This is a genomic window from Variovorax sp. W1I1 (genome assembly GCF_030815625.1).
In the GTDB taxonomy this organism is placed as follows: domain Bacteria; phylum Pseudomonadota; class Gammaproteobacteria; order Burkholderiales; family Burkholderiaceae_C; genus Variovorax; species Variovorax paradoxus_C.
In genome coordinates, this window is sequence record NZ_JAUSWZ010000001.1 from 4538387 (window position 1) to 4557197 (window position 18811).

Here is an 18811-nt window from a genome sequence, read left to right on the forward strand (position 1 = left end):
CCGCAAAGACAAAAAGCGATTGCGATCTGAAGCTGCTTCTTTTTCATTGTTGAAGCGGTTTACCCGTGCTTGGTTGGCAACTGTAGCCTGCGATAGCGCGATCTACCGCGACCGAGGCCGCATCGCGTTTTCGCAGAATCAGGCAAGAACCCCGTTCAATCCGGATACCGCTCCAACCCTCATCCACGCGAAACTTCTTCCCATGCCCGGCGCACCACCAGCGCCATGGTCCACCAACCAGCACGAGGAGTTTCGTATGAGCGCAATCCAGGAAAAAGTCGTCCTCATCACCGGTGCGAGCGGTGGCATCGGCGAGGCCACCGCGCGGCTGTTGGCGCGGCGCGGCGCCAGCGTGGTGCTCGGTGCGCGGCGCACCGACAAGCTCGAAGCCCTTGCAGCCGAGATCAACGCCACAGGCGGCTCGGCGAGCTTCCAGCATCTCGACGTGACGCACCGCCCCAGCGTGGAGGCCTTCGCCGAGTTCGCCTTCGACACGCACGGCCAGATCGACGTGCTGGTCAACGCGGCGGGCGTGATGCCGATGTCGCCGCTGTGGAACCGCAAGATCGAGGAGTGGGAACTCATGATCGACGTGAACCTGCGCGGCGTGCTGCTCGGCGTGGCCGCCGTGCTGCCGACGATGCAGCTGCAGGGATGGGGACACATCGTGAACGTGGCGCCCGTGGCCGTGCAGGGCGTGACGCCCGAGTCGGCCGTCTACCACGGCACGCAGTACGCGGTGAACGCGATCTCCGAGGGGCTGCGCCAAGAGCATGCGGGCCACCTGCACGTCACGGTCGTGAGCCCCGACGTGACCGGCTTCAGCGATCCGCTGGCCGAGCGCCTTGCCGCGAGCTACCGCTTCGAGCGCATGCACACGCGGCGGCGCCTTGCCTCGCCGGCCGAGAGCGTCGCGCGATCGGTGGCCGGCGCCATCGAAGGCTACGGCATCACGATGCCGGTGCGCCCGGGCACGGTGTCGAGGTCGGCCGAGCACGCGTGGTGATCGGCGAGCCGGCGAACTCGTCGAGCGGCGGCCTCGTCAGTAGGTCTTGTACGGCAGGAACTTGCCGGACAGAACCACGTTGACGCGGTCGCCTTTCGGGTCGGCCTGGCGCTGGATGTCCATGCTGAAGTCGATCGCGCTCATGATGCCGTCGCCGAACTCCTCGTGGATCAGCTCCTTGATGGTGGTGCCGTACACGCTCACGATCTCGTACCAGCGGTAGATGAGCGGATCGGTCGGCACGGGCGTAGGGAGCGAACCCTTGTAGGGCACGACCTGGAGCCACTTCTGCTCCTCGGGCGTGAGGCCGAAGATCTTGCCGACCACCTTGGCCTGCTTGTCGTCGAGCGTCATCTGGCCGAGGCAGGCGGCGGTGGTCCATTCCTTCGACTGGCCTACCTTCTTGGCCACGTCGGCCCACTGGATGCCCTTGGACACCTTCACGGTGATGATCTTCTCGGTGACGTCGTTGCGGTTCATGCGCGCTCCTTCTTTGTTGAATGAGCACAGGCAAGCAACACCTGTGCCCATTCGGGCATGACCCGTTACGCGCGGTCCCAGCGGAACTTGCGCTCCGACTCCGCGATGGGCTGGTCGTTGATGCTCGCGTAGCGCTTCTGCATCAGGCCCTGCTCGTTGAACTCCCAGTTCTCGTTGCCGTGGCTGCGGAACCACTGGCCCGCGGCGTCGTGCCATTCGTACTCGAAGCGCACCGCGATGCGGTTGTCCATGAAAGCCCAGAGCGTCTTCTTCAGACGGTAGTCGTGCTCGCGCTCCCATTTGCGGGTGAGGAACTCCACCACCTGCTCGCGGCCGTTGACGAAGTCGGCGCGGTTGCGCCACTCGGTGTCCGGCGTGTAGGCCAGGCTCACGCGGACGGGGTCGCGGGTGTTCCAGGCGTCTTCGGCGGCCTGGACCTTCTTGGTCGCGGTCTCGAGGGTGAAGGGCGGCAGCGGCGGGCGGGATTCCATGAAGAGTCTTTCGATGGTTGAAGGGTTGTCGAGGGCCGCAATGTGCCACGAAGTAGACAGGTCTGTCTACATGCCTACAATCGCACCATGGACATCTCCGCATTGCCCGCGCGCGAGCGCATCCTCGTCACCTCGCACGACCTCTTCTATCGCGACGGCATCCGCGCCACCGGCATCGACCGCGTGATCGCCGCCTCGGGCGTCACCAAGGTCACCTTCTACCGGCACTTCCCTTCCAAGGACGACCTGGTGCGCGAGTTTCTCGACCACCGGCACACGCGATGGATGGCATGGTTCGTCGATGCGCTGGGCCGGCGCGGCGCGCACGAACGCGCGGGCGATGCCAACGCCCTGCTGCTGCTGGCCGACGTGATGGCCGAGTGGTTCGCCGACCCGGTGTTTCGCGGCTGCGCGTTCATCAACGCGACGGCCGAAGTGGGCGGCAGTGTGGAAGGCGCACTGGAACGATCGCGCGAGCACAAGCGCGAAATGGTCGAGGTCATCGCGGGCCTCTTGCCCACACACACGCCCGCACGCATGGCGCTCGCGCAGGCTGCGGGCATCGGCATCGACGGCGCCATCATCAAGGCCCAGATGGGCGATGCCGCCGTGGCGCGCGAAGCAGTCGAAGACCTGCGACGACTGCTGGAGGCGCTGGTGGCCTCCGCCGAACAAACTACTTCACGACCATCAGCGTGAACGGCCACACATAGGCCTGCAGCGTCACGTAGAAGCCGACCAGGCAGGCCAGCGCAATGGAGTGGAAGAACACGTAGCGCAGGATCTCGCCCTCGTGGTTGAACCAGCGCGTGGCGGTGGAGGCGACCACGATCGACTGCGCATCGATCATCTTGCCCATCACGCCGCCCGAGCTGTTGGCCGCGCCCATGAGGTTGGGGCTCAGGCCCAATTGGTCTGCCGCGACTTTCTGCATGCCGCCGAAGAGCACGTTCGATGCGGTGTCCGAGCCCGTGAGCGCCACGCCCAGCCAACCCATCAGCGTGCCGAAGAACGGGTAGAACACGCCCGTGTTGGCAAAGGCCAGGCCCAGCGTCGTATCGAGTCCCGAATAGCGCGTGAGCGTGCCGAGCGCGAGCATCAGCATGATGGTGAGGAGCGAGAACTTCACCAGCCACAGCGTGCGGCCGTAGGCGGCGACGAGCTGGATCGGGTTGTACTTCATCACCAGCCCGCCCACGAGGGCCGCCACCAGAATGCCGGTGCCCGTGGCCGAGAGCAGCAGCAGCTGGTACACCGCGCCCTCCTTCGTCGGCTTGGGCACCACCGGCGCCACCTTCTCGATCATGTTGTGCAGACCGTCGATGGGGAAGTTGGGCGCAAAGATGCCGTTGAGCCAGGTCTTGACCACCGGCAGGCCCCAGATGAACACGAACACGGTGAGGATGAGCCAGGGCGTCCAGGCGCGCACGATGTCGGCGCTCGAATGCTTCTTGGGCGCGACCGCGGGGCCGGCCTCGCCGCCGTCTTTCTCGTGGCCCTTGAGCGAGACGGAGGTCCACACGGTCTTGGGCTTCCACACGCGCAAAAAGAGCACCAGGCACACCATCGAGACGATGGCCGCGATGATGTCCACCAGCTCGGGGCCGATGTAGTTCGACACCAGGAACTGCGGAATCGCGAACGACAGACCCGTCACCAGAATCGCCGGCCACACCTCCATCATTCCCTTGCGCCCCGCGAAGGCCCATATGAGCCAGAACGGCACCAGCAGCGAGAAGAACGGCAACTGCCGCCCGATCATCGCGGTGACGGCCATGAGGTCGTAGCCGTGCACCTTGGCCAGTGTGATGACCGGCGTTCCCAGCGCGCCGAAGGCCACCGGCGCGGTGTTGGCGATGAGCGAGAGCCCCGAGGCCGCGAGCGGCGAGAAGCCCAAGCCGATGAGGATCGCCGCCGTCACCGCCACCGGCGTGCCGAAGCCCGCCGCGCCCTCGAAGAAAGCGCCGAAGGCAAAGGCGATGAGCAGCAACTGCAGGCGCCGGTCTTCGGTGATGCCGGCGATCGAGTCCTGCAATATCTGGAAGCTGCCGTTCTGCTGCGTGAGCTGCTGCAGGAAGATGATGTTCAGCACGATCCAGCCGATGGGCAGGAGACCGGTGATGCCGCCAAGAAAGGCCGCCTTGCCCGCCATGTCGGCCGGCATGCCGAAGGCGAAGACCGCGATGAGCACGGCGCTCAGCAGGCCGAGCCCCGCCGCGTAATGCGCCTTCACGTGCAAGAGCCCGAGGCACACGAGCATGACCACCACCGGTATCGCGGCCAGTGCCGTCGATACCACCATATTGCCGAACGGGTTGTAGACCTGTTGCCAGACCATGGGTTTGTCTCCTGTTGGATTTGGTTATGAGACGGTGTGCGGAACGCACCGAAAAATCGCCGAAGGCAACACAAGACAAACGAGAACGACGCCACGAGCCACCGACAGCGATTCGCTAACATCCTACCCCCCGGCACGCAACAGCACATGGCATCCACGCGACTCCCCTCGACCCAGGGCCTGCAGGCCTTCGAGGCCGTCGCACGGCTGCGCAGCGTGAACCTCGCGGCCGAAGAACTCAGCGTGACGCCCAGCGCAGTAAGCCACCGCATCCGGCAGCTGGAGACGCAGCTCGAACTCAAGCTCTTCACCGGCAGCGACTTCGGCCTGAGTGCCGAGGGCGTGGCGTATCTCGCCCGCGTGCGCGAGGCCATTGCGGCGCTGCAGCAGGTGCCCGGGCGCGAGCCCGCATCGCAGGTGCGGCGACTGCGCGTGGCGGTGACGCCCACGTTCTCTCGCCAGATGCTGCTGCCGCGGCTCGCACGGTTTCGCGATGCCTATCCGAACATCGAGCTGATGCTGCAGGTGACCATGCCGGTGCGCAACATGACGGCCGAAGAGGCCGACCTGGAGCTGCGCTTCGGCACCGGACCCTTCCACGACCGCGAGTTCTGCCAGTTGCTGGCCGACGATGTGGCGCCCGCCTGCAGCCCCGCATACCTGCAGCGCCACGGGCCGTTCGATGGCTTCGCGACCGATGCGGAGGTCTCGCGCGTGCAACTGCTGCGCACGCCGCTCGAATCGTGGCGCACCTGGTTCAAGGCGCACGGCATCGGCCTGCCCGAGCCGGCCACGGGCCACCAGTTCAACGACCTGGGCCTGGCGCTCGACGCGGCGGCCGAAGACTTCGGCGTGGTGCTCATGCACCTGAAGCTGGGCAGCGCCTGGCTGGAGAACGGGCGCCTCGTGCGGCTTTCGGCACAGAGCGTGCCCTCGCCCAACGCCTACTTCCTGTGCTGGCGGCCGGGGGCGATGGAGCGCTGGGAATGCGCGACCTTCGTCGAATGGCTGCGGCAGGCCTTGCGGGACTGATCGGCCGGCTGAATTCTTTTCAGACCCGGCCCGGGTATTTTTCAGATCGGGTTCCGTTTCGGACGCCACACTCGGCCCGCGGCGGAGCCTGCCCATAATCCCCGCTCGCGCGATCGAACAAACAGAGACAACCCAGGAGACACCCCCGTGGCCGACCTTTCCAAGATCACCAACATCGAAGACCTGCGGGTGATCGCCAAGCGGCGCGTGCCGAAGATGTTCTACGACTACGCCGACTCCGGCGCGTGGACCGAGGGCACCTACCGCGCCAACGAGAGCGACTTTCAAAAGATCAAGCTGCGCCAGCGCGTGGCGGTGAACATGGAGGGCCGCTCCACGCGCACCACCATGATCGGCCAGGACGTGGCGATGCCCGTGGCCATTGCGCCCACCGGCCTCACCGGCATGCAGCACGCCGACGGCGAGATCCTCGGCGCCCGCGCGGCCAAGGCCTTCGGCATTCCGTTCACGCTCTCGACCATGAGCATCTGCTCGCTGGAAGACATCGCCGAGAACACCGACCGCCACCCCTTCTGGTTCCAGCTCTACGTGATGAAGGACCGCGACTTCATCGAACGCCTGATCGAGCGCGCCAAGGCGGCGAACGTGACGGCGCTGCAACTCACGCTCGACCTGCAGATCCTCGGCCAGCGCCACAAGGACATCAAGAACGGCCTTACCGCGCCGCCCAAGCCGACGATCAAGAACCTCATCAACCTCGCGACCAAGCCGCGCTGGTGCATGGGCATGCTGGGCACGAAGCGCCGCACCTTCGGCAACATCGCGGGTCATGCGAAGGGCGTGAAGGATCTGTCGTCGCTCTCTTCGTGGACCGCCGAGCAGTTCGACCCCGCGTTGAGCTGGGCCGATGTGGAGTGGATCAAGAAGCTCTGGGGCGGCAAGCTCATCCTGAAGGGCATCATGGACGTGGAAGACGCACGCCTCGCGGCGAGCAGCGGCGCCGATGCGCTCATCGTGTCGAATCACGGCGGCCGCCAGCTCGACGGCGCGCCCTCCTCCATCGCCGCCCTGCCGGCCATCGTCGAAGCGGTGGGCAGCGAGATCGAGGTGTGGATGGACGGCGGCATCCGCAGCGGACAGGACGTGCTCAAGGCCCGCGCGCTCGGCGCCCGCGGCACGATGATCGGCCGCAGCTTTCTCTACGGCCTCGGCGCCCATGGGCAAGAGGGCGTGACGCGCGCGCTGCAGATCATCCACAAGGAACTGGACATCACCATGGCCTTCTGCGGCCACACGCAGATCGACACGGTCAACTCCGGCATCCTGCTGCCCGGCACCTTCTGAAGAGAAGAAAAAGACAGGGAAGAGGCAGGGCCGACAAGGCCACTTCGACGGCAGGTGGATGCGGCGCCTGCTGACACGCGCAGCGGGCGTGCGGGACAGAATGTTGCAGCAGACAACAACACAGCCGCCCTGCATGGCGGCACAGCCACCATGAGCGCAGTCACGCCCACTCAAGGAGGCCAGACGGCCTCTTCTTCTTCGCCCCCGCACTACACCGCCGAAGAAAAACGGCACCGCGTCTTCGCCATCATGGCGGCCTCGTCGGGCAACCTGGTCGAGTGGTTCGACTTCTACGTCTACGCGTTCTCGGCGCTCTATTTCGCGCCGGCCTTCTTCCCCAAATCGGACCCCACCGCGCAGCTGCTCAACACGGCCGGCGTGTTCGCAGCCGGCTTCCTCATGCGGCCCATCGGCGGCTGGCTCTTCGGCCGCGTGGCCGACCGGCTCGGGCGCAAGACCTCGATGCTGATCTCCGTGACGATGATGTGCGGAGGCTCGCTCGTCATCGCGTGCCTGCCGACCTATGCGCAGATCGGCGCGTGGGCACCGTTTCTGCTGCTGGTGTGCCGCCTGTTCCAGGGCCTCTCGGTCGGTGGCGAATACGGCACCACGGCGACCTACATGAGCGAGGTCGCGTTGCGCGGACAGCGCGGCTTCTTCTCGTCGTTCCAGTACGTCACGCTGATAGGCGGGCAATTGCTCGCGGTCCTCGTGATCGTGGTGCTCGAGCAGTTGCTCACCGAGGCCGAGCTCAAGTCGTGGGGCTGGCGCATTCCGTTCGTGATCGGCGCCATCGCCGCGGTCGTCGCGCTGCTGCTGCGCCGCACGCTGCATGAAACGCAGAGCGCCGAAGCCAAGGCCAACAAGGAGGCCGGCAGCATGGCAGGGCTTTTCAAGCACCACACGCCCGCGTTCTTGACGGTGCTGGGATACACGGCCGGCGGCTCGCTGATCTTCTACACCTTCACCACCTACATGCAGAAGTACCTGGTGAACACGGTGCACCTGCCGATCAAGACGGCGAGCTATGTGATGACCGGCGCGCTGTTCGTCTACATGTGCATGCAGCCGGTCTTCGGCGCGCTGTCGGACCGCATCGGGCGGCGGACCAACATGCTGCTGTTCGGTGGGCTGGGCGCATTGGCGACGGTGCCGATCCTCACGGCGCTGCAATTCACGACAAGCCCGGTGATGGCCTTCGTGCTGATCATCGTGGCGCTGGCGATCGTGAGCTTCTACACATCGATCAGCGGGATCGTGAAGGCGGAGATGTTTCCGCCCGAGGTGCGGGCGCTCGGTGTTGGCTTGGCCTACGCCGTGGCCAATGCGATCTTCGGCGGGTCCGCCGAGTACGTGGCGCTAGGGCTCAAGTCACTGGGGCACGAGTCGGCGTTCTTCTGGTACGTGAGCGGGATGATGGTGATTGCGTTCCTGGTAAGCCTGCGGTTGCCGCGGCAAGCGAGCTATTTGCATCACGATCATTGACGCGAAATCATCGAAGCTCATCATGAAGATGACCTACCCGCCCAGTGGTCGGGCCGTGGATTGACAGCAAGCGGACCCTTCGGGGTCCGTTCTTCGTTACAGCTCGAAGATCCGCTCCATCCCCACCCACTTCTCCCCTTCAGGCGTCCAAGGCGTAGGCGCCTGAAACTTCCACATCAGCGCCTCCCACTCCCGGATCTTCGGATCGTTCTGCGATGCGAGCGCCATCGCCTCCGCGTCATACCGCGCGTCGTCCGTCTCCATCAACATCACCATCCGTGTGCCGAGCCGGTAGATCTCCATCCCCGTCACGCCATGCGCATGCAGATGCGCACGCACCTCGAGCCAAATGTTGCGGTGATAGGCCTCGTACTCGGCGATCAGTACCGGGTCGTCTTTCAGGTCGAGGGCAAGGCAGTGGCGCATGGGTCGGTCGATGCAGTAGTGGGCAGAAGAAAAGGAGAGCGATGAGAGATCAGGTCAGCGCCCGATCCAGATGCGTATACCCGCCGTCCACGAACACCCACTGCCCCGTCGTGTGCGAAGAAGCCGTGTCGGACAGCAGGAACACCACGGAATTCGCAATCTCCTGCGGCGTCGTCATCCGACGCCCCAGGGGAATCTTGTCGGTGATCGTCGCCAGCTTGCGGTCGGGCTCATCGAAGGCGGAGATCCAGCGCTGGTACAGCGGCGTCATCACCTCGGCGGGAATCACCGCGTTGACGCGCACGCCATCCTCCAGCAACGACGCAGCCCACTCGCGCGTCAGCGACAGCTGCGCGCCCTTGGCCGCGGTGTAGCCGCTGGTATTGCCTTGGCCTGTCAGCGCGGTCTTCGACGAGATGTTCACGATGGCACCGCGGCTCGCCTTTAAGTGCGGCAGGCAGAAATGCGCCATCACATAGTAGTGAATGAGGTTGCGGTCCAGCGACGCGATGAACGCTTCGCGCCCCGCTTCGAGCCCCACGCTGTCGTTCACGCCCGCGTTGTTGACCAGCCCATCGATGCGCCCGAACTCCGCGACCGCGCTTTCTATCGCCTTGCCGCAAGCCGCCTCCTCCATCAGTTCGAATTGAAGAAACCGCGCCCGCGGCTGCAACCCGCGCAGCTCCTCCTCGAACGCCGCATCCAGCGGATTCTTCCCGCAGATCACCGGCACTGCGCCCTCTCGCGCCAGCGTGAGCGAAACGGCCGCTCCGATGCCGCTGCCGCCACCGGTGACGAGCACCACCTTGTCTTTCAGATTCAAGTCCATGACTGCGCGACGTCCTTCCTGTTGTTGGCCACTTACCCGCGAAAGCGATAACGCTCGAGCGATGCCGGCTTCATCGTGATCGAGAAGCCCGCTCCCGTCGGCGGAAAGTACGCCGCATCGCGCACCACGCAGGGTTCGACGAAATGCTCGTGCAGGTGGTCCACGTACTCGATCACCCGCCCTTCGCGCGTGCCCGAGATGCAGAGGTAGTCGATCATCGACAGATGCTGTACGTACTCGCACAGCCCCACTCCGCCCGCGTGCGGGCACACGGGCAGCTTGTATTTCGCGGCCATCAGCATCACCGCGAGGATTTCGTTCACGCCACCGAGCCGGCACGAATCGATCTGCACCACGTCAATGGCGCCGCGCATGATGAACTGCTTGAACATGATGCGGTTCTGGCACATCTCGCCCGTGGCCACCTTCACCACCGGCGCGATGCCTTCGCGGATCTTGCGGTGGCCTTCGACGTCGTCGGGACTCGTCGGCTCCTCGATGAACCAGGGCTTGGCGAACGCGAGCTGCTTCACCCAGTCGATGGCTTGGTCGACCTCCCACACCTGGTTGGCGTCGATCATCAGATGGCGATCCGGTCCAAGAACCTCGCGCGCGACTGTCAGCCGGCGGATGTCGTCCTGCAGGTCGCGCCCCACCTTGAGCTTCACGTGGTTGAAGCCCGCATCCACCGCCTCCTGCGCGAGCCGCCGCAGCTTCTCGTCGGAGTAGCCGAGCCAGCCCGCCGACGTCGTGTAGCAGGGGTAGCCCTCGGCCTTCAGCGTGGCGATGCGTTCCGCCTTGCCGACGGAGGCTTCGCGCAGCAACACCAGTGCTTCTTCGGGCGTGATGCAGTCGGTGATGTAGCGAAAGTCGATGCAGCGCACCAGTTCCTCGGGGCTCATGTCCGCCACCAGTTGCCACACCGGCTTGCCTTCGGACTTGGCCCACAGGTCCCACATCGCATTGACCACCGCACCGGTCGCCAGGTGAATGGCGCCCTTGTCGGGGCCGATCCAGCGCAACTGGCTGTCGGAGGTGATGTGCCGCCAGAAGCGGCCCATGTCCTCGGCCACCCACTGCAGGTCGAGCCCCACGACCAGGTGGCGCATCGACTCGATGGCCGCGCAGCAGATCTCGTTGCCGCGTCCGATGGTGAAGGTCAGGCCATGGCCTTCGAGCCCCGGCTGGTCGGTCTCCAGCACGACATACGCCGCGGAGTAGTCCGGGTCAGGGTTCATCGCGTCGGAGCCGTCGAGCTGCTGCGAAGTGGGAAAGCGCACGTCCAGTACGCGCATGGATCGAACGATGGTCATGAACGGGGTCTTCAGAGAAAAAGGAAATCAGTCGTACAGAACCGCCGCGATCTTCGGGTCGGCGATGTTCGTCTTGTCGTACCAGAAGAAGCCCGTGTCCACGATCTTGGGCAGCTTCTCGCCCTTGATCGCCTTCACCGCCATCTCCACGGTCTTGTAGCCCATGCCCACGGGGTTCTGCGTGATCGCGCCGGCCATGCTGCCGTCGACGATGGCGTTCTTCTGCTGCTTGCCCGAGTCGTAGCCAATGATCACGATCTTGCCGTTGCGCTTCATCTCCTTCACGCCGTTGACCACGCCGATGGCGGAGCCTTCGTTGGCGCCGAAGATGCCCTTGAGGTTCGGGGAGGCCTGCAGGATCGACTTGGTGATCTCGGTCGATTTCAACTGGTCGCCGCCGCCGTACTGCACGCTCACGATCTTGATGTTCGGGTAGGTCGACTTGATGCGATTCACGAACCCATCGCGCCGGTCCACGCCGGTGCGGCTGGTCTGGTCGTGCACCACGAGCGCAACCTCGCCCGACTTGCCGATCAGCTCGGCCATCTTGTCGGCAGCGAGCGCCGCGGCGGCCTTGTTGTCGGTCGTGGTGGTGGTCACGGGAATGTCGCTGTCCACGCCCGAATCGAACGCGACCACCGGAATCTTCGCGGCCTGCGCCTTCTTCAGGAGCGGAATGGCGGCCTGGCTATCAAGTGCTGCGAAGCCGATGGCCTGCGGCTTCTTGGCGAGTGCGGCGGAGAGCATGTCGATCTGCTTGTCGACCATCGCCTCGGTCTCGGGGCCTTCGAAGGTGACCTTGACCTTCAGGTCCTTCGCGGCCTGCTCGGCACCCGATTTCACGGCCTGCCAGAACTGGTGCTGGAAGCCCTTGGAGACGAGCGGGATGTAAATCTCCTGCGCCTGTTGCGCTTGTGCAAGGCCCGACAGGCCGATGAGGGCCGCGCCCAGCGTGGTGGTGACTGCTCTTCGTTGAATCATGCAAAGGTCTCCTGTGGTTGTAGAAATGGGAAATCGGATCGGATCGGGTCAGTGCTTGTTGCTGCTGCGGCGGCGCAGGATGTCCGCATACACGGCCAGGATGATGATCACGCCCGTGATCACCGTCTGCCACTCCTGCGCGACCGAAAGGATGCGGAGGCCGTTGGTCAGCACGCTCATGATGAAGGCGCCGATGATCGTGCCGACGATGGTGCCGGTGCCGCCGCTGAGCGACGTGCCGCCAATGACCACTGCGGCAATCGCGTCGAGCTCGTAGCCCTGCCCGAGCGCCGGCTGCGCGGAGTTCAGGCGCGAGGCAATCAGCAAGCCCGCGATGCCGCAGATGCCGCCGCTCACCGTGTAGACCACGACCTTCCAGAAATTGGTGTTCACGCCCGAGAGGCGCACCGCCTCCTCGTTGCTGCCGAGTGCGAAGGTATAGCGCCCGAGGATGGTGCGGTTGAGCAAAATGCTCGCGGCCACGGCCACCAGGAACAGGATCAGGACCGCGTTCGGAATCGGCAGCGACGGAATGAGGTCGCCGATCAGCGAATCCTGCGAGATGGCGGTGAAGCCCGGCGTGTCGTTGAAGTAGATCGGCTTGGTGCCCGAGATCACCAGCGACAGGCCCTTGAGCAACATCATCATGCCCAGCGTCGCGATGAAGGGCGGGATCTTGAGCTTGGCGATCAACACGCCCGAGACGAAGCCGGCCAGCGCACCGAAGAAGATCGCGGCCGCGATGCCGAGCGCCAGCGGCATGCCCATGTAGGTGAGCACCACGCCCGCCATGACGGCGCAGAAGGTCATGAGCGTGCCCACCGACAGATCGATGCCCGCGGTGATGATGACGAAGGTGCAGGCGATGGCCAGCACGCCGTTCACCGCGGTCGACTGCAGGATGCTCACGAGGTTCTCGGTCTGCAGAAACTGCGGCGAGGCGAAGCTGAAGAACACCATCAGCGCGATGAGGCTGGCGAAGGCCAGCAGCTTCTGCCGCGTGGCGGGGCGAAAGAGCCGCGCCCTGAGAGAAAAACCGGCGGCATCGGTGGGGGCGGCGGCGGTGGTGGTAGCAGTGGGGGTCGTCAAAGCGTGTCTCCAGTCTTCATGCGGTGGCTGCAGCTTCGCGCCGGGTGGCGAGCTGCATGATCTTTTCCTGCGAGGCTTCGCGCCCCGCCAGTTCGCCGGTGATGCGGCCTTCGCACATCACCAGCACGCGGTGGCTCACGCGCAATATCTCGGGCAACTCCGAAGAGATGATCACGATGGCCTTGCCCTCGGCGGCCAGCTCGTTGAGCAGGCGATAGATCTCGGCCTTCGCGCCCACGTCGATGCCGCGCGTGGGCTCGTCGAAGAAGAGCACGCTGCAGTCGCGCAGCAGCCACTTGGCGATCACGATCTTCTGCTGGTTGCCACCCGAGAGCAGCCGCACCTGCTGGTGCACCGAAGGCGTTTTGATGTTGAGCTGCTTCACATAGCGCTTGCCGGCCGCCTCGATGGCTGCCTGGTCGATGAAGACGCCCATCGACACGAACTTCTTCATGCTCGGCAGCGCGATATTGGTCTCCACGTCCATGCCGGTGGCCAGGCCGAAGTGCTTGCGGTCTTCGGAGAGATAGCCGATGCCGTGCGACACCGCATCCTCGGGCGACCGGATCGACACCTTCTTGCCATGCACGAAGACTTCGCCCGCGTCGATGGGATCGGCGCCGAACACCGCGCGCGCAAGCTCAGTGCGACCCGCACCCATGAGCCCCGCAAAGCCCAGGATCTCGCCCCGGCGCAGCACGAAGCTCGCATCGCGCACCATCGCGCCGCGCGTGATGCCGCGGACCTCCAGCACGATCTCGTTGCCCGAGGTGGCGGGAAAATCGTTCTCCACCTCGGTGAGCTGGCGGCCCACCATCATGGCGATGAGCGTGTCCATCGGCGTATCGGCCATCGACACGGTGGCGATGTACTGGCCGTCGCGCATCACGGTCACGCGATCGGCGATGCGCTTCAACTCATCCATCTTGTGCGAGATGTAGACGATGGCCACGCCCTGTGATTTGAGCTGCCCGATGATGCGGAACAGGTCGGCCACCTCCTCGTTGTTGAGCGCGGCGGTGGGCTCGTCCATGATGAGCACGCGCGAATCGAACGAGAGCGCCTTCGCGATCTCGACCATCTGCTGCTTGGCCACGGTGAGTTCGCCGACCGGCGTGTGCGGGTCGAGCCGCAGGTTCATGCGATCGAAGATGCGCTGTGTCTCGGCGCGCATCGCCTCCTCGTCGATGAAGAAGCCGAAGCACCCGCGCGGCTCGCGGCCGATGAAGATGTTCTGCGCGGCGCTCAGGTGGTTCATCAGGTTCAGCTCCTGATGGATGATCCCGATGCCCAGCGCCTGCGCGGCGCGCGGGCTTGCGATGTCTGCGGGCTTGCCGTCGATCAGCACTTCGCCCGAGTCCTTGCTGTAGACGCCGGCCAGCACCTTCATGAGCGTGGATTTGCCCGCACCGTTCTCGCCCATGAGCGCATGCACCTCGCCGGGCCGCAGATCGAACTGGGCCTTGTCGAGGGCGCGCACGCCGGCGAAGGATTTGCAGAGGTCGCGGATGGTGACGATGGGTTGCATGGTGGCGCGTTCAATCCGGCTGGAGGTCATAGAAACGTTGCGCCGTGCCCCGCCAGACCTGCGCCTGTTCGCCGGCCGAGAGGCTGCCGATGCAGGCCTGGCTGACCGCGATCCAGCCCGCGTAGTCACCGGCCAGATTGAGCACCGGCCAGTCGCTGCCCCACATGAGGCGCGAGGGGCCGAAGCTGTCGAGCAGGTGTTCCCACACCGGGCGCACGATGCGCGCCGCCACGTCGACATCGTGGTGTGCAGCCTGCGGCGATTCGCCCCAGAGACCCGAGAACTTGCAGCACACCTGCGGCAGCGCCGCGAGCGCGTTCATGTCCTTGCGCCAGAGGGCGAAGGCTTCGCTGTCGCGTGCACCCAGAGGCGGTTTGGCGGCATGGTCGATCACCACGGGCAATTGCGGCCACTCCTTCAGGAAGCGGATCAGCGAGGGCAGATGCTGCGGCTTCACCAGCGCATCGAAGCGCAGGCCCAGGTGCACCAGCGCCTGCACCGCATCGGGATGCGGCATGCGCGCGATCCAGTCGTCGTCGGCCAGGTCTTGCAGCATCGGCCGCACGCCCTTGAACTTGGGGTGCCGCGCCATGCGTTCGAGCGAGGCCACCGCCGCGGCGCTGCTCAGATCGACCCAGCCGACCACGCCACCGACCACGTCGTGCGCGGTGGCGAGCTCCAGCATGAAATCCGTTTCGGCTTCCGAGCCGGCGGCCTGAACGAGCACCGTTCGCTCGACGCAGTGCGCTTGCAAAAGAGGTGCGAGATCTTCGGGAAGAAAGTCGCGCACCAGCGGCGCGAGGGCGGGCACATCGGCGCGCAGCCACGCGTAGTCGCCGCGCGCGGGCCGCCAGAAATGCTGATGCGAGTCGATGCGTGGAGTCATGCTGCTTGGCACCCTTCGTCTCTCGTCAGATGGTAACGCCGCCATCGACGAGCACCACCTGCCCGGTGACGAAGCGCGACTCGTCGCTCAGCAGGTACACGACCTGCGGCGCGATGTCTTCCGCCACCGCGAGGCGGCCCATGGGCTGGCGTGCGATGAAGTCGCGCTCGGCTTGCACCGGGTCGGGTGCGGCGGCGATGCGCTCGCGCAACGAAGGCGTGTCCACGGTGCCGGGGCACAGCGCATTGCAGCGCAGCCCCTGCTTCACATGGTCCGCCGCGAGTGCTTTCGTCATGCCGATCACCGCGGCTTTGGAAGCGCCATAGGCAAAGCGGTTCTGGAAGCCCTTCACCGACGAAGCCATCGACGCCATGTTGACGATCGATGCACCGCCGCCTTCCTTCTGTGCCTTGTCGAGCATGCCCGGCAGGAAGGCGCGCACCATGCGGTACATGCTCTTGACGTTGAGGTCGAAGCTGAAGTCCCACGCGGCCTCGTCGCACTCGAGCACGCCGCCGTGGTGCACGTAGCCTGCGCAGTTGAAGAGGCCATCGAGCGCAGGCAGCTCGGCGGCCAGCGCGGCAATCGCATCTGCATTGCGCACATCGAGCACCGCGGTGCGGATGCCGGATGACGTATGCGCCAGCCTGTCGAGGAGCGCGGCGTTGATGTCGGTCGCAATCACCTGTGCGCCTTCGCGCGCGCAGGCCAGGGCAGTGGCAAGGCCGATGCCTTGCGCTGCCGCGGTGACGAGGATCGTCTTGTTCTGGAGTCTTGTCGAAGTCATCTGTTCATTGCGTCACGTGGGCGTGACATCGCGTTCTTCACCGTTGATGCGTACGCGCACCGGCTTCTTGTCGCGCGCCTTGTCCGCGACGATTTCATAGGACGTGACCACACCGTTCTTCCAGACGCAGCTCACGCGGTAGCCGCCGCGTGCGCGCAGGCCGTTGAACGCGCCGGCTGTCTTCCAGTCGTCGGGGCAAGCAGGCAGCAGCACGATCACGCCCTCGTGGCTTTGCAGCAGCATCTCGGTCAGCGCGCCGGAGATGCCGAAGTTGCCGTCCATCTGGAATGGCGGGTGGTTGCAGAAGAGGTTCTGCAGCGTGTTGTAGGTCAGCAAACCACGCAGCATCGTCTGCGCGCGCGCGGCATCGCCCAGCCGCGCGAAGAGCGCGCAGCGCCAGGGCCAGGTCCACGAACGGCGGCTGTCGCCCGTGACCATCGACGCGGTGAACGGCTGGCCGGCCACTTCGCCGCAGCGTGCCTTCAGCGACACCAGCGCGGCAGCGGCGAATGCAGGTGTTTTCGCCGGCGTGATCTGGCGCCCCGGGTACACAGCGAACAGGTGCGAGGTGTGGCGGTGGTTGTCCTTGGGGTCGTCGATGTCGCCCTGCCACTCCTGCAACTGGCCCCAGTTGCCGATCTTGTTCGGAGCGAGCTTCGCCTGCATGCCGGCCACGGTCGTTTGATAGGCCGCGTCGAGGTTCAGCGTGCGGGCCGCGTCCAGGTAGTTCTGGAACAGGTCCCAGATGATCTGCTGGTCGTACATCACGCCGTCTTCGGTCGGCCCGTGCTCGGGCGACCAGCCGTTGGGCGCCACGAGCAGGCCGTCGGCGCGCAGCTTCAGCCGGTCTTCCCAGAACTGGCAGATCTCCTTGAGCATCGGGTAGGCGGTGTTGCGCAGGTAGCTCAGGTCCTGCGTGAACGCGAAGTGCTCGTACAGGTGCTGCGCATACCAGGCGCTGGAGACGTTGTTCCAGTTCCATGCGTTGCCGCCGAAGATGCTCTGGCTGGTGCGCGCCGTCCAGCCGCGCGTGTTGGCGCCGAAGGCGTTCCTTGTCGCGATGCGGCTCGGTCCGGCGACCTGCGAGACGAAGTCGACCAGCGGCGTGTGGCAGTCCGGCAGCCCGGTGCTCTCCGCGCCCCAGTAGTTCATCTGCACGTTGATGTTGGTGTGATAGTCGCTCGCCCAGGCCGGCGAATTGCTGTTGTTCCACAGGCCCTGCAGGTTGGCGGGCAGGCCGCCTTGCCGCGACGAACTGACGAGCAGGTAGCGGCCGTAGTCGAACATCGCCTGCTCCAGGCCCGGGTCGGCCGCGCCGCCTGCATAGCGTTCGAGCCGCTGGCGCGTGGTGAGCCCCACCACGGCGGCATCGCTATTGCCCCAGGTAACGGAGGCGCGCGACATGACCGCGCCGAAGTCGGCGACATGCGCCTGGCGCAAGGCGGCATAGGTCTTCGAAGCCGCCGCGGCAAGCGCCGCCTGCACGCGCGGTGCCGGATCGGTGCTGCGCCAGCCGGCGGCGTAGTCCAGCTTGTAGTCGGTGCGCGCATCGACCAGCAAGGTGAGGCTGGTGCACTGATCGAAGCGCAGCGCGTTGCCGGACACGGCGAGCTGCCCGTCTTCCTTCACCACCTGCACCGCGCAGGCGTATTTCAGGCTGTTGGCCATGGCGCCGCTGAACGACACCTGGCCCGTGGCGGCATCGGCCGTCGCAGTGGCGCCCTGCATGGACGTCAACGTGAGCGTGCCGGAGAACGCATGCGCATCGGTGGCGGTGTAGCGGAACACCATCACGTCGGCGACCTTGCTGGCGAAGGCCTCGCGCACGATCTTGCGGCCGCCGGTGCTGAACTCGGTGGTGTGCACGCCGGTGCCGAGGTCGAGCGTGCGGCGATAGCCCGTGGTGGCCGCTTCGGCGCCGGGCTTCAGATCGACGCCCGCGAGCGCGATCTCCGCCACCTGGAAGTGGCTCACGCCCGCCTTGGGCACGAAAGCGAACCGGTAGAAGCGAAAGGCCGTCGTGTTGGTGAAAGTGAACGCCTTGGCTTGCGCGCGCGATTCGAACGGCGCGGGCAGCGAGCGCGTGTCGAGTGCAGTCCATGCCGCGCCATCGTTCGATCCCGAGAAGGTCCATTGCTGCGGATCGCGCGCCGGCACGTCGTTGGCGCTCGTCAGCGTGTAGCCCGCGACAACCGCCGCCTGCGGCAGCTCGGCCTGCCACAGCACCAGAGCGCCCGGGCCGTCGATGCACCACTTGCTTCCGCTGCTTCCATCCACGCTCTTGGCCACGCCTTCGCTGGCAGAAGCGGTGCCTTGGGGCGCGGGCCAGGTCACCTGGGGCAACGCGGTGCCGCCGCTGAAGGCGAGCACGATGTCGCCGAAGGCCCGGTAGCTGCCGAAGCCCGTCACGCTCGTGTCGAAGGCATCGTCGTTCTTGCCGGCGAGCGCGTTGTCGTAGTTGTTGACGCCGCCCCACAGGCTCTGCTCGTTGAACTGGATGCGCTCGTTGAAGGCGCCGCCGAACAGCATCGCGCCGAGGCGTGCATTGCCGATGGGCAGCGCCTGCGACTCCCAGTCGGTGGCCGCGCTGTCGTACCAGAGGGCGCGCGAGGCGATCGCGGCCGGGGCGAAAAGGGCTGCCGCTTCCCCGGCGGCGAGCGCTGAAGAGGCCGCGGTGCCGCTGCCGGCAGCGGGTCCGCCCGCCACCGCGCTGCCATTGGCACCACCGCCGCCGCCGCAGGCCTGCAGCACGGGCAGCATGGACACAGCGCCGCTCAGCTTGAGCAACGCGCGACGTCGAAGGTCTTGAGGATTGCGGGGCGCTTCCATGGATCG

17 protein-coding genes are annotated in these 18811 nt (G+C 65.6%); 5 read left to right on the forward strand and 12 right to left on the reverse strand.

Annotated elements, in window-relative coordinates; translation table 11 throughout:
* Nucleotides 1-256: 256 nt before the first annotated feature.
* Complete coding sequence (locus tag QFZ83_RS21320) at nt 257-1006, forward strand: SDR family oxidoreductase (protein ID WP_307509811.1); 750 nt, start codon at nt 257-259, stop codon at nt 1004-1006.
* 36 nt (nt 1007-1042) lie between these two features.
* Here QFZ83_RS21320 and cynS read toward each other — a convergent pair whose 3' ends face one another.
* Complete coding sequence (gene cynS / locus QFZ83_RS21325; RefSeq protein WP_093440303.1) at nt 1043-1486, reverse strand: cyanase; 444 nt, start codon at nt 1484-1486, stop codon at nt 1043-1045.
* A gap of 65 nt (nt 1487-1551) precedes the next feature.
* Nucleotides 1552-1977, reverse strand: coding sequence for a nuclear transport factor 2 family protein (locus QFZ83_RS21330; protein WP_306879919.1), 426 nt, complete (start codon nt 1975-1977; stop codon nt 1552-1554).
* An 87-nt stretch (nt 1978-2064) separates the two neighbouring features.
* Here QFZ83_RS21330 and QFZ83_RS21335 point away from each other — a divergent pair, with 87 nt between their 5' ends.
* Entirely contained in the window at nt 2065-2676 is a 612-nt protein-coding gene (locus QFZ83_RS21335) for a TetR/AcrR family transcriptional regulator (protein WP_307509814.1), read from the forward strand.
* Here the strand turns inward: QFZ83_RS21335 and QFZ83_RS21340 are convergent.
* Nucleotides 2654-4315, reverse strand: a complete 1662-nt coding sequence (locus tag QFZ83_RS21340; protein ID WP_307509817.1) for an L-lactate permease — start codon at nt 4313-4315, stop codon at nt 2654-2656. The genes QFZ83_RS21335 and QFZ83_RS21340 overlap by 23 nt on opposite strands.
* A 147-nt stretch (nt 4316-4462) precedes the next feature.
* Between QFZ83_RS21340 and QFZ83_RS21345 the strand changes: the two genes are divergently transcribed.
* From QFZ83_RS21345 to QFZ83_RS21355, 3 genes are all read left to right on the forward strand, one after another.
* Nucleotides 4463-5347 carry a LysR substrate-binding domain-containing protein gene (locus QFZ83_RS21345; RefSeq protein ID WP_307509820.1) on the forward strand — a complete coding sequence of 295 codons (885 nt, stop codon included), beginning with the start codon at nt 4463-4465 and terminating at the stop codon, nt 5345-5347.
* Nucleotides 5348-5494: 147 nt separating this feature from the next.
* The gene (locus tag QFZ83_RS21350; protein ID WP_306879926.1) at nt 5495-6652 is read left to right on the forward strand and encodes an alpha-hydroxy acid oxidase; all 1158 of its coding nucleotides are present in this window, start codon (nt 5495-5497) and stop codon (nt 6650-6652) included.
* 150 nt (nt 6653-6802) lie between these two features.
* Entirely contained in the window at nt 6803-8137 is a 1335-nt protein-coding gene (locus tag QFZ83_RS21355; protein WP_307509822.1) for an MFS family transporter, read from the forward strand.
* Between the two features lie 96 nt (nt 8138-8233).
* Here the strand turns inward: QFZ83_RS21355 and QFZ83_RS21360 are convergent, their stop codons facing one another.
* From QFZ83_RS21360 to QFZ83_RS21400, 9 genes are read right to left on the reverse strand one after another with little or no spacing between them, the layout of a single operon-like run.
* Nucleotides 8234-8563: an L-rhamnose mutarotase gene (locus QFZ83_RS21360; RefSeq protein WP_307509826.1), complete on the reverse strand. Its 330-nt coding sequence runs from the start codon at nt 8561-8563 to the stop codon at nt 8234-8236.
* Between the two features lie 49 nt (nt 8564-8612).
* Entirely contained in the window at nt 8613-9392 is a 780-nt protein-coding gene (locus QFZ83_RS21365) for an SDR family oxidoreductase (RefSeq protein ID WP_307509828.1), read from the reverse strand.
* Between the two features lie 32 nt (nt 9393-9424).
* Nucleotides 9425-10705 carry an L-fuconate dehydratase gene (locus tag QFZ83_RS21370; protein WP_307509832.1) on the reverse strand — a complete coding sequence of 427 codons (1281 nt, stop codon included), beginning with the start codon at nt 10703-10705 and terminating at the stop codon, nt 9425-9427.
* Between the two features lie 27 nt (nt 10706-10732).
* On the reverse strand, nt 10733-11686 hold the full coding sequence (locus QFZ83_RS21375) for an ABC transporter substrate-binding protein (protein ID WP_307509835.1): 954 nt from the start codon (nt 11684-11686) through the stop codon (nt 10733-10735).
* A 48-nt stretch (nt 11687-11734) separates the two neighbouring features.
* Nucleotides 11735-12775 (reverse strand): ABC transporter permease, encoded by a 1041-nt coding sequence (locus tag QFZ83_RS21380; RefSeq protein ID WP_307509839.1) that lies wholly within the window; start codon nt 12773-12775, stop codon nt 11735-11737.
* 16 nt (nt 12776-12791) lie between these two features.
* The gene (locus tag QFZ83_RS21385) at nt 12792-14303 is read right to left on the reverse strand and encodes a sugar ABC transporter ATP-binding protein (RefSeq protein WP_307509842.1); all 1512 of its coding nucleotides are present in this window, start codon (nt 14301-14303) and stop codon (nt 12792-12794) included.
* 10 nt (nt 14304-14313) lie between these two features.
* Nucleotides 14314-15189: an amidohydrolase gene (locus QFZ83_RS21390; RefSeq protein ID WP_307509844.1), complete on the reverse strand. Its 876-nt coding sequence runs from the start codon at nt 15187-15189 to the stop codon at nt 14314-14316.
* Nucleotides 15190-15214: 25 nt separating this feature from the next.
* Nucleotides 15215-15976, reverse strand: a complete 762-nt coding sequence (locus tag QFZ83_RS21395) for an SDR family oxidoreductase (protein ID WP_307509847.1) — start codon at nt 15974-15976, stop codon at nt 15215-15217.
* Between the two features lie 12 nt (nt 15977-15988).
* Complete coding sequence (locus QFZ83_RS21400; protein ID WP_307509850.1) at nt 15989-18805, reverse strand: glycoside hydrolase N-terminal domain-containing protein; 2817 nt, start codon at nt 18803-18805, stop codon at nt 15989-15991.
* Nucleotides 18806-18811: the final 6 nt, after the last annotated feature.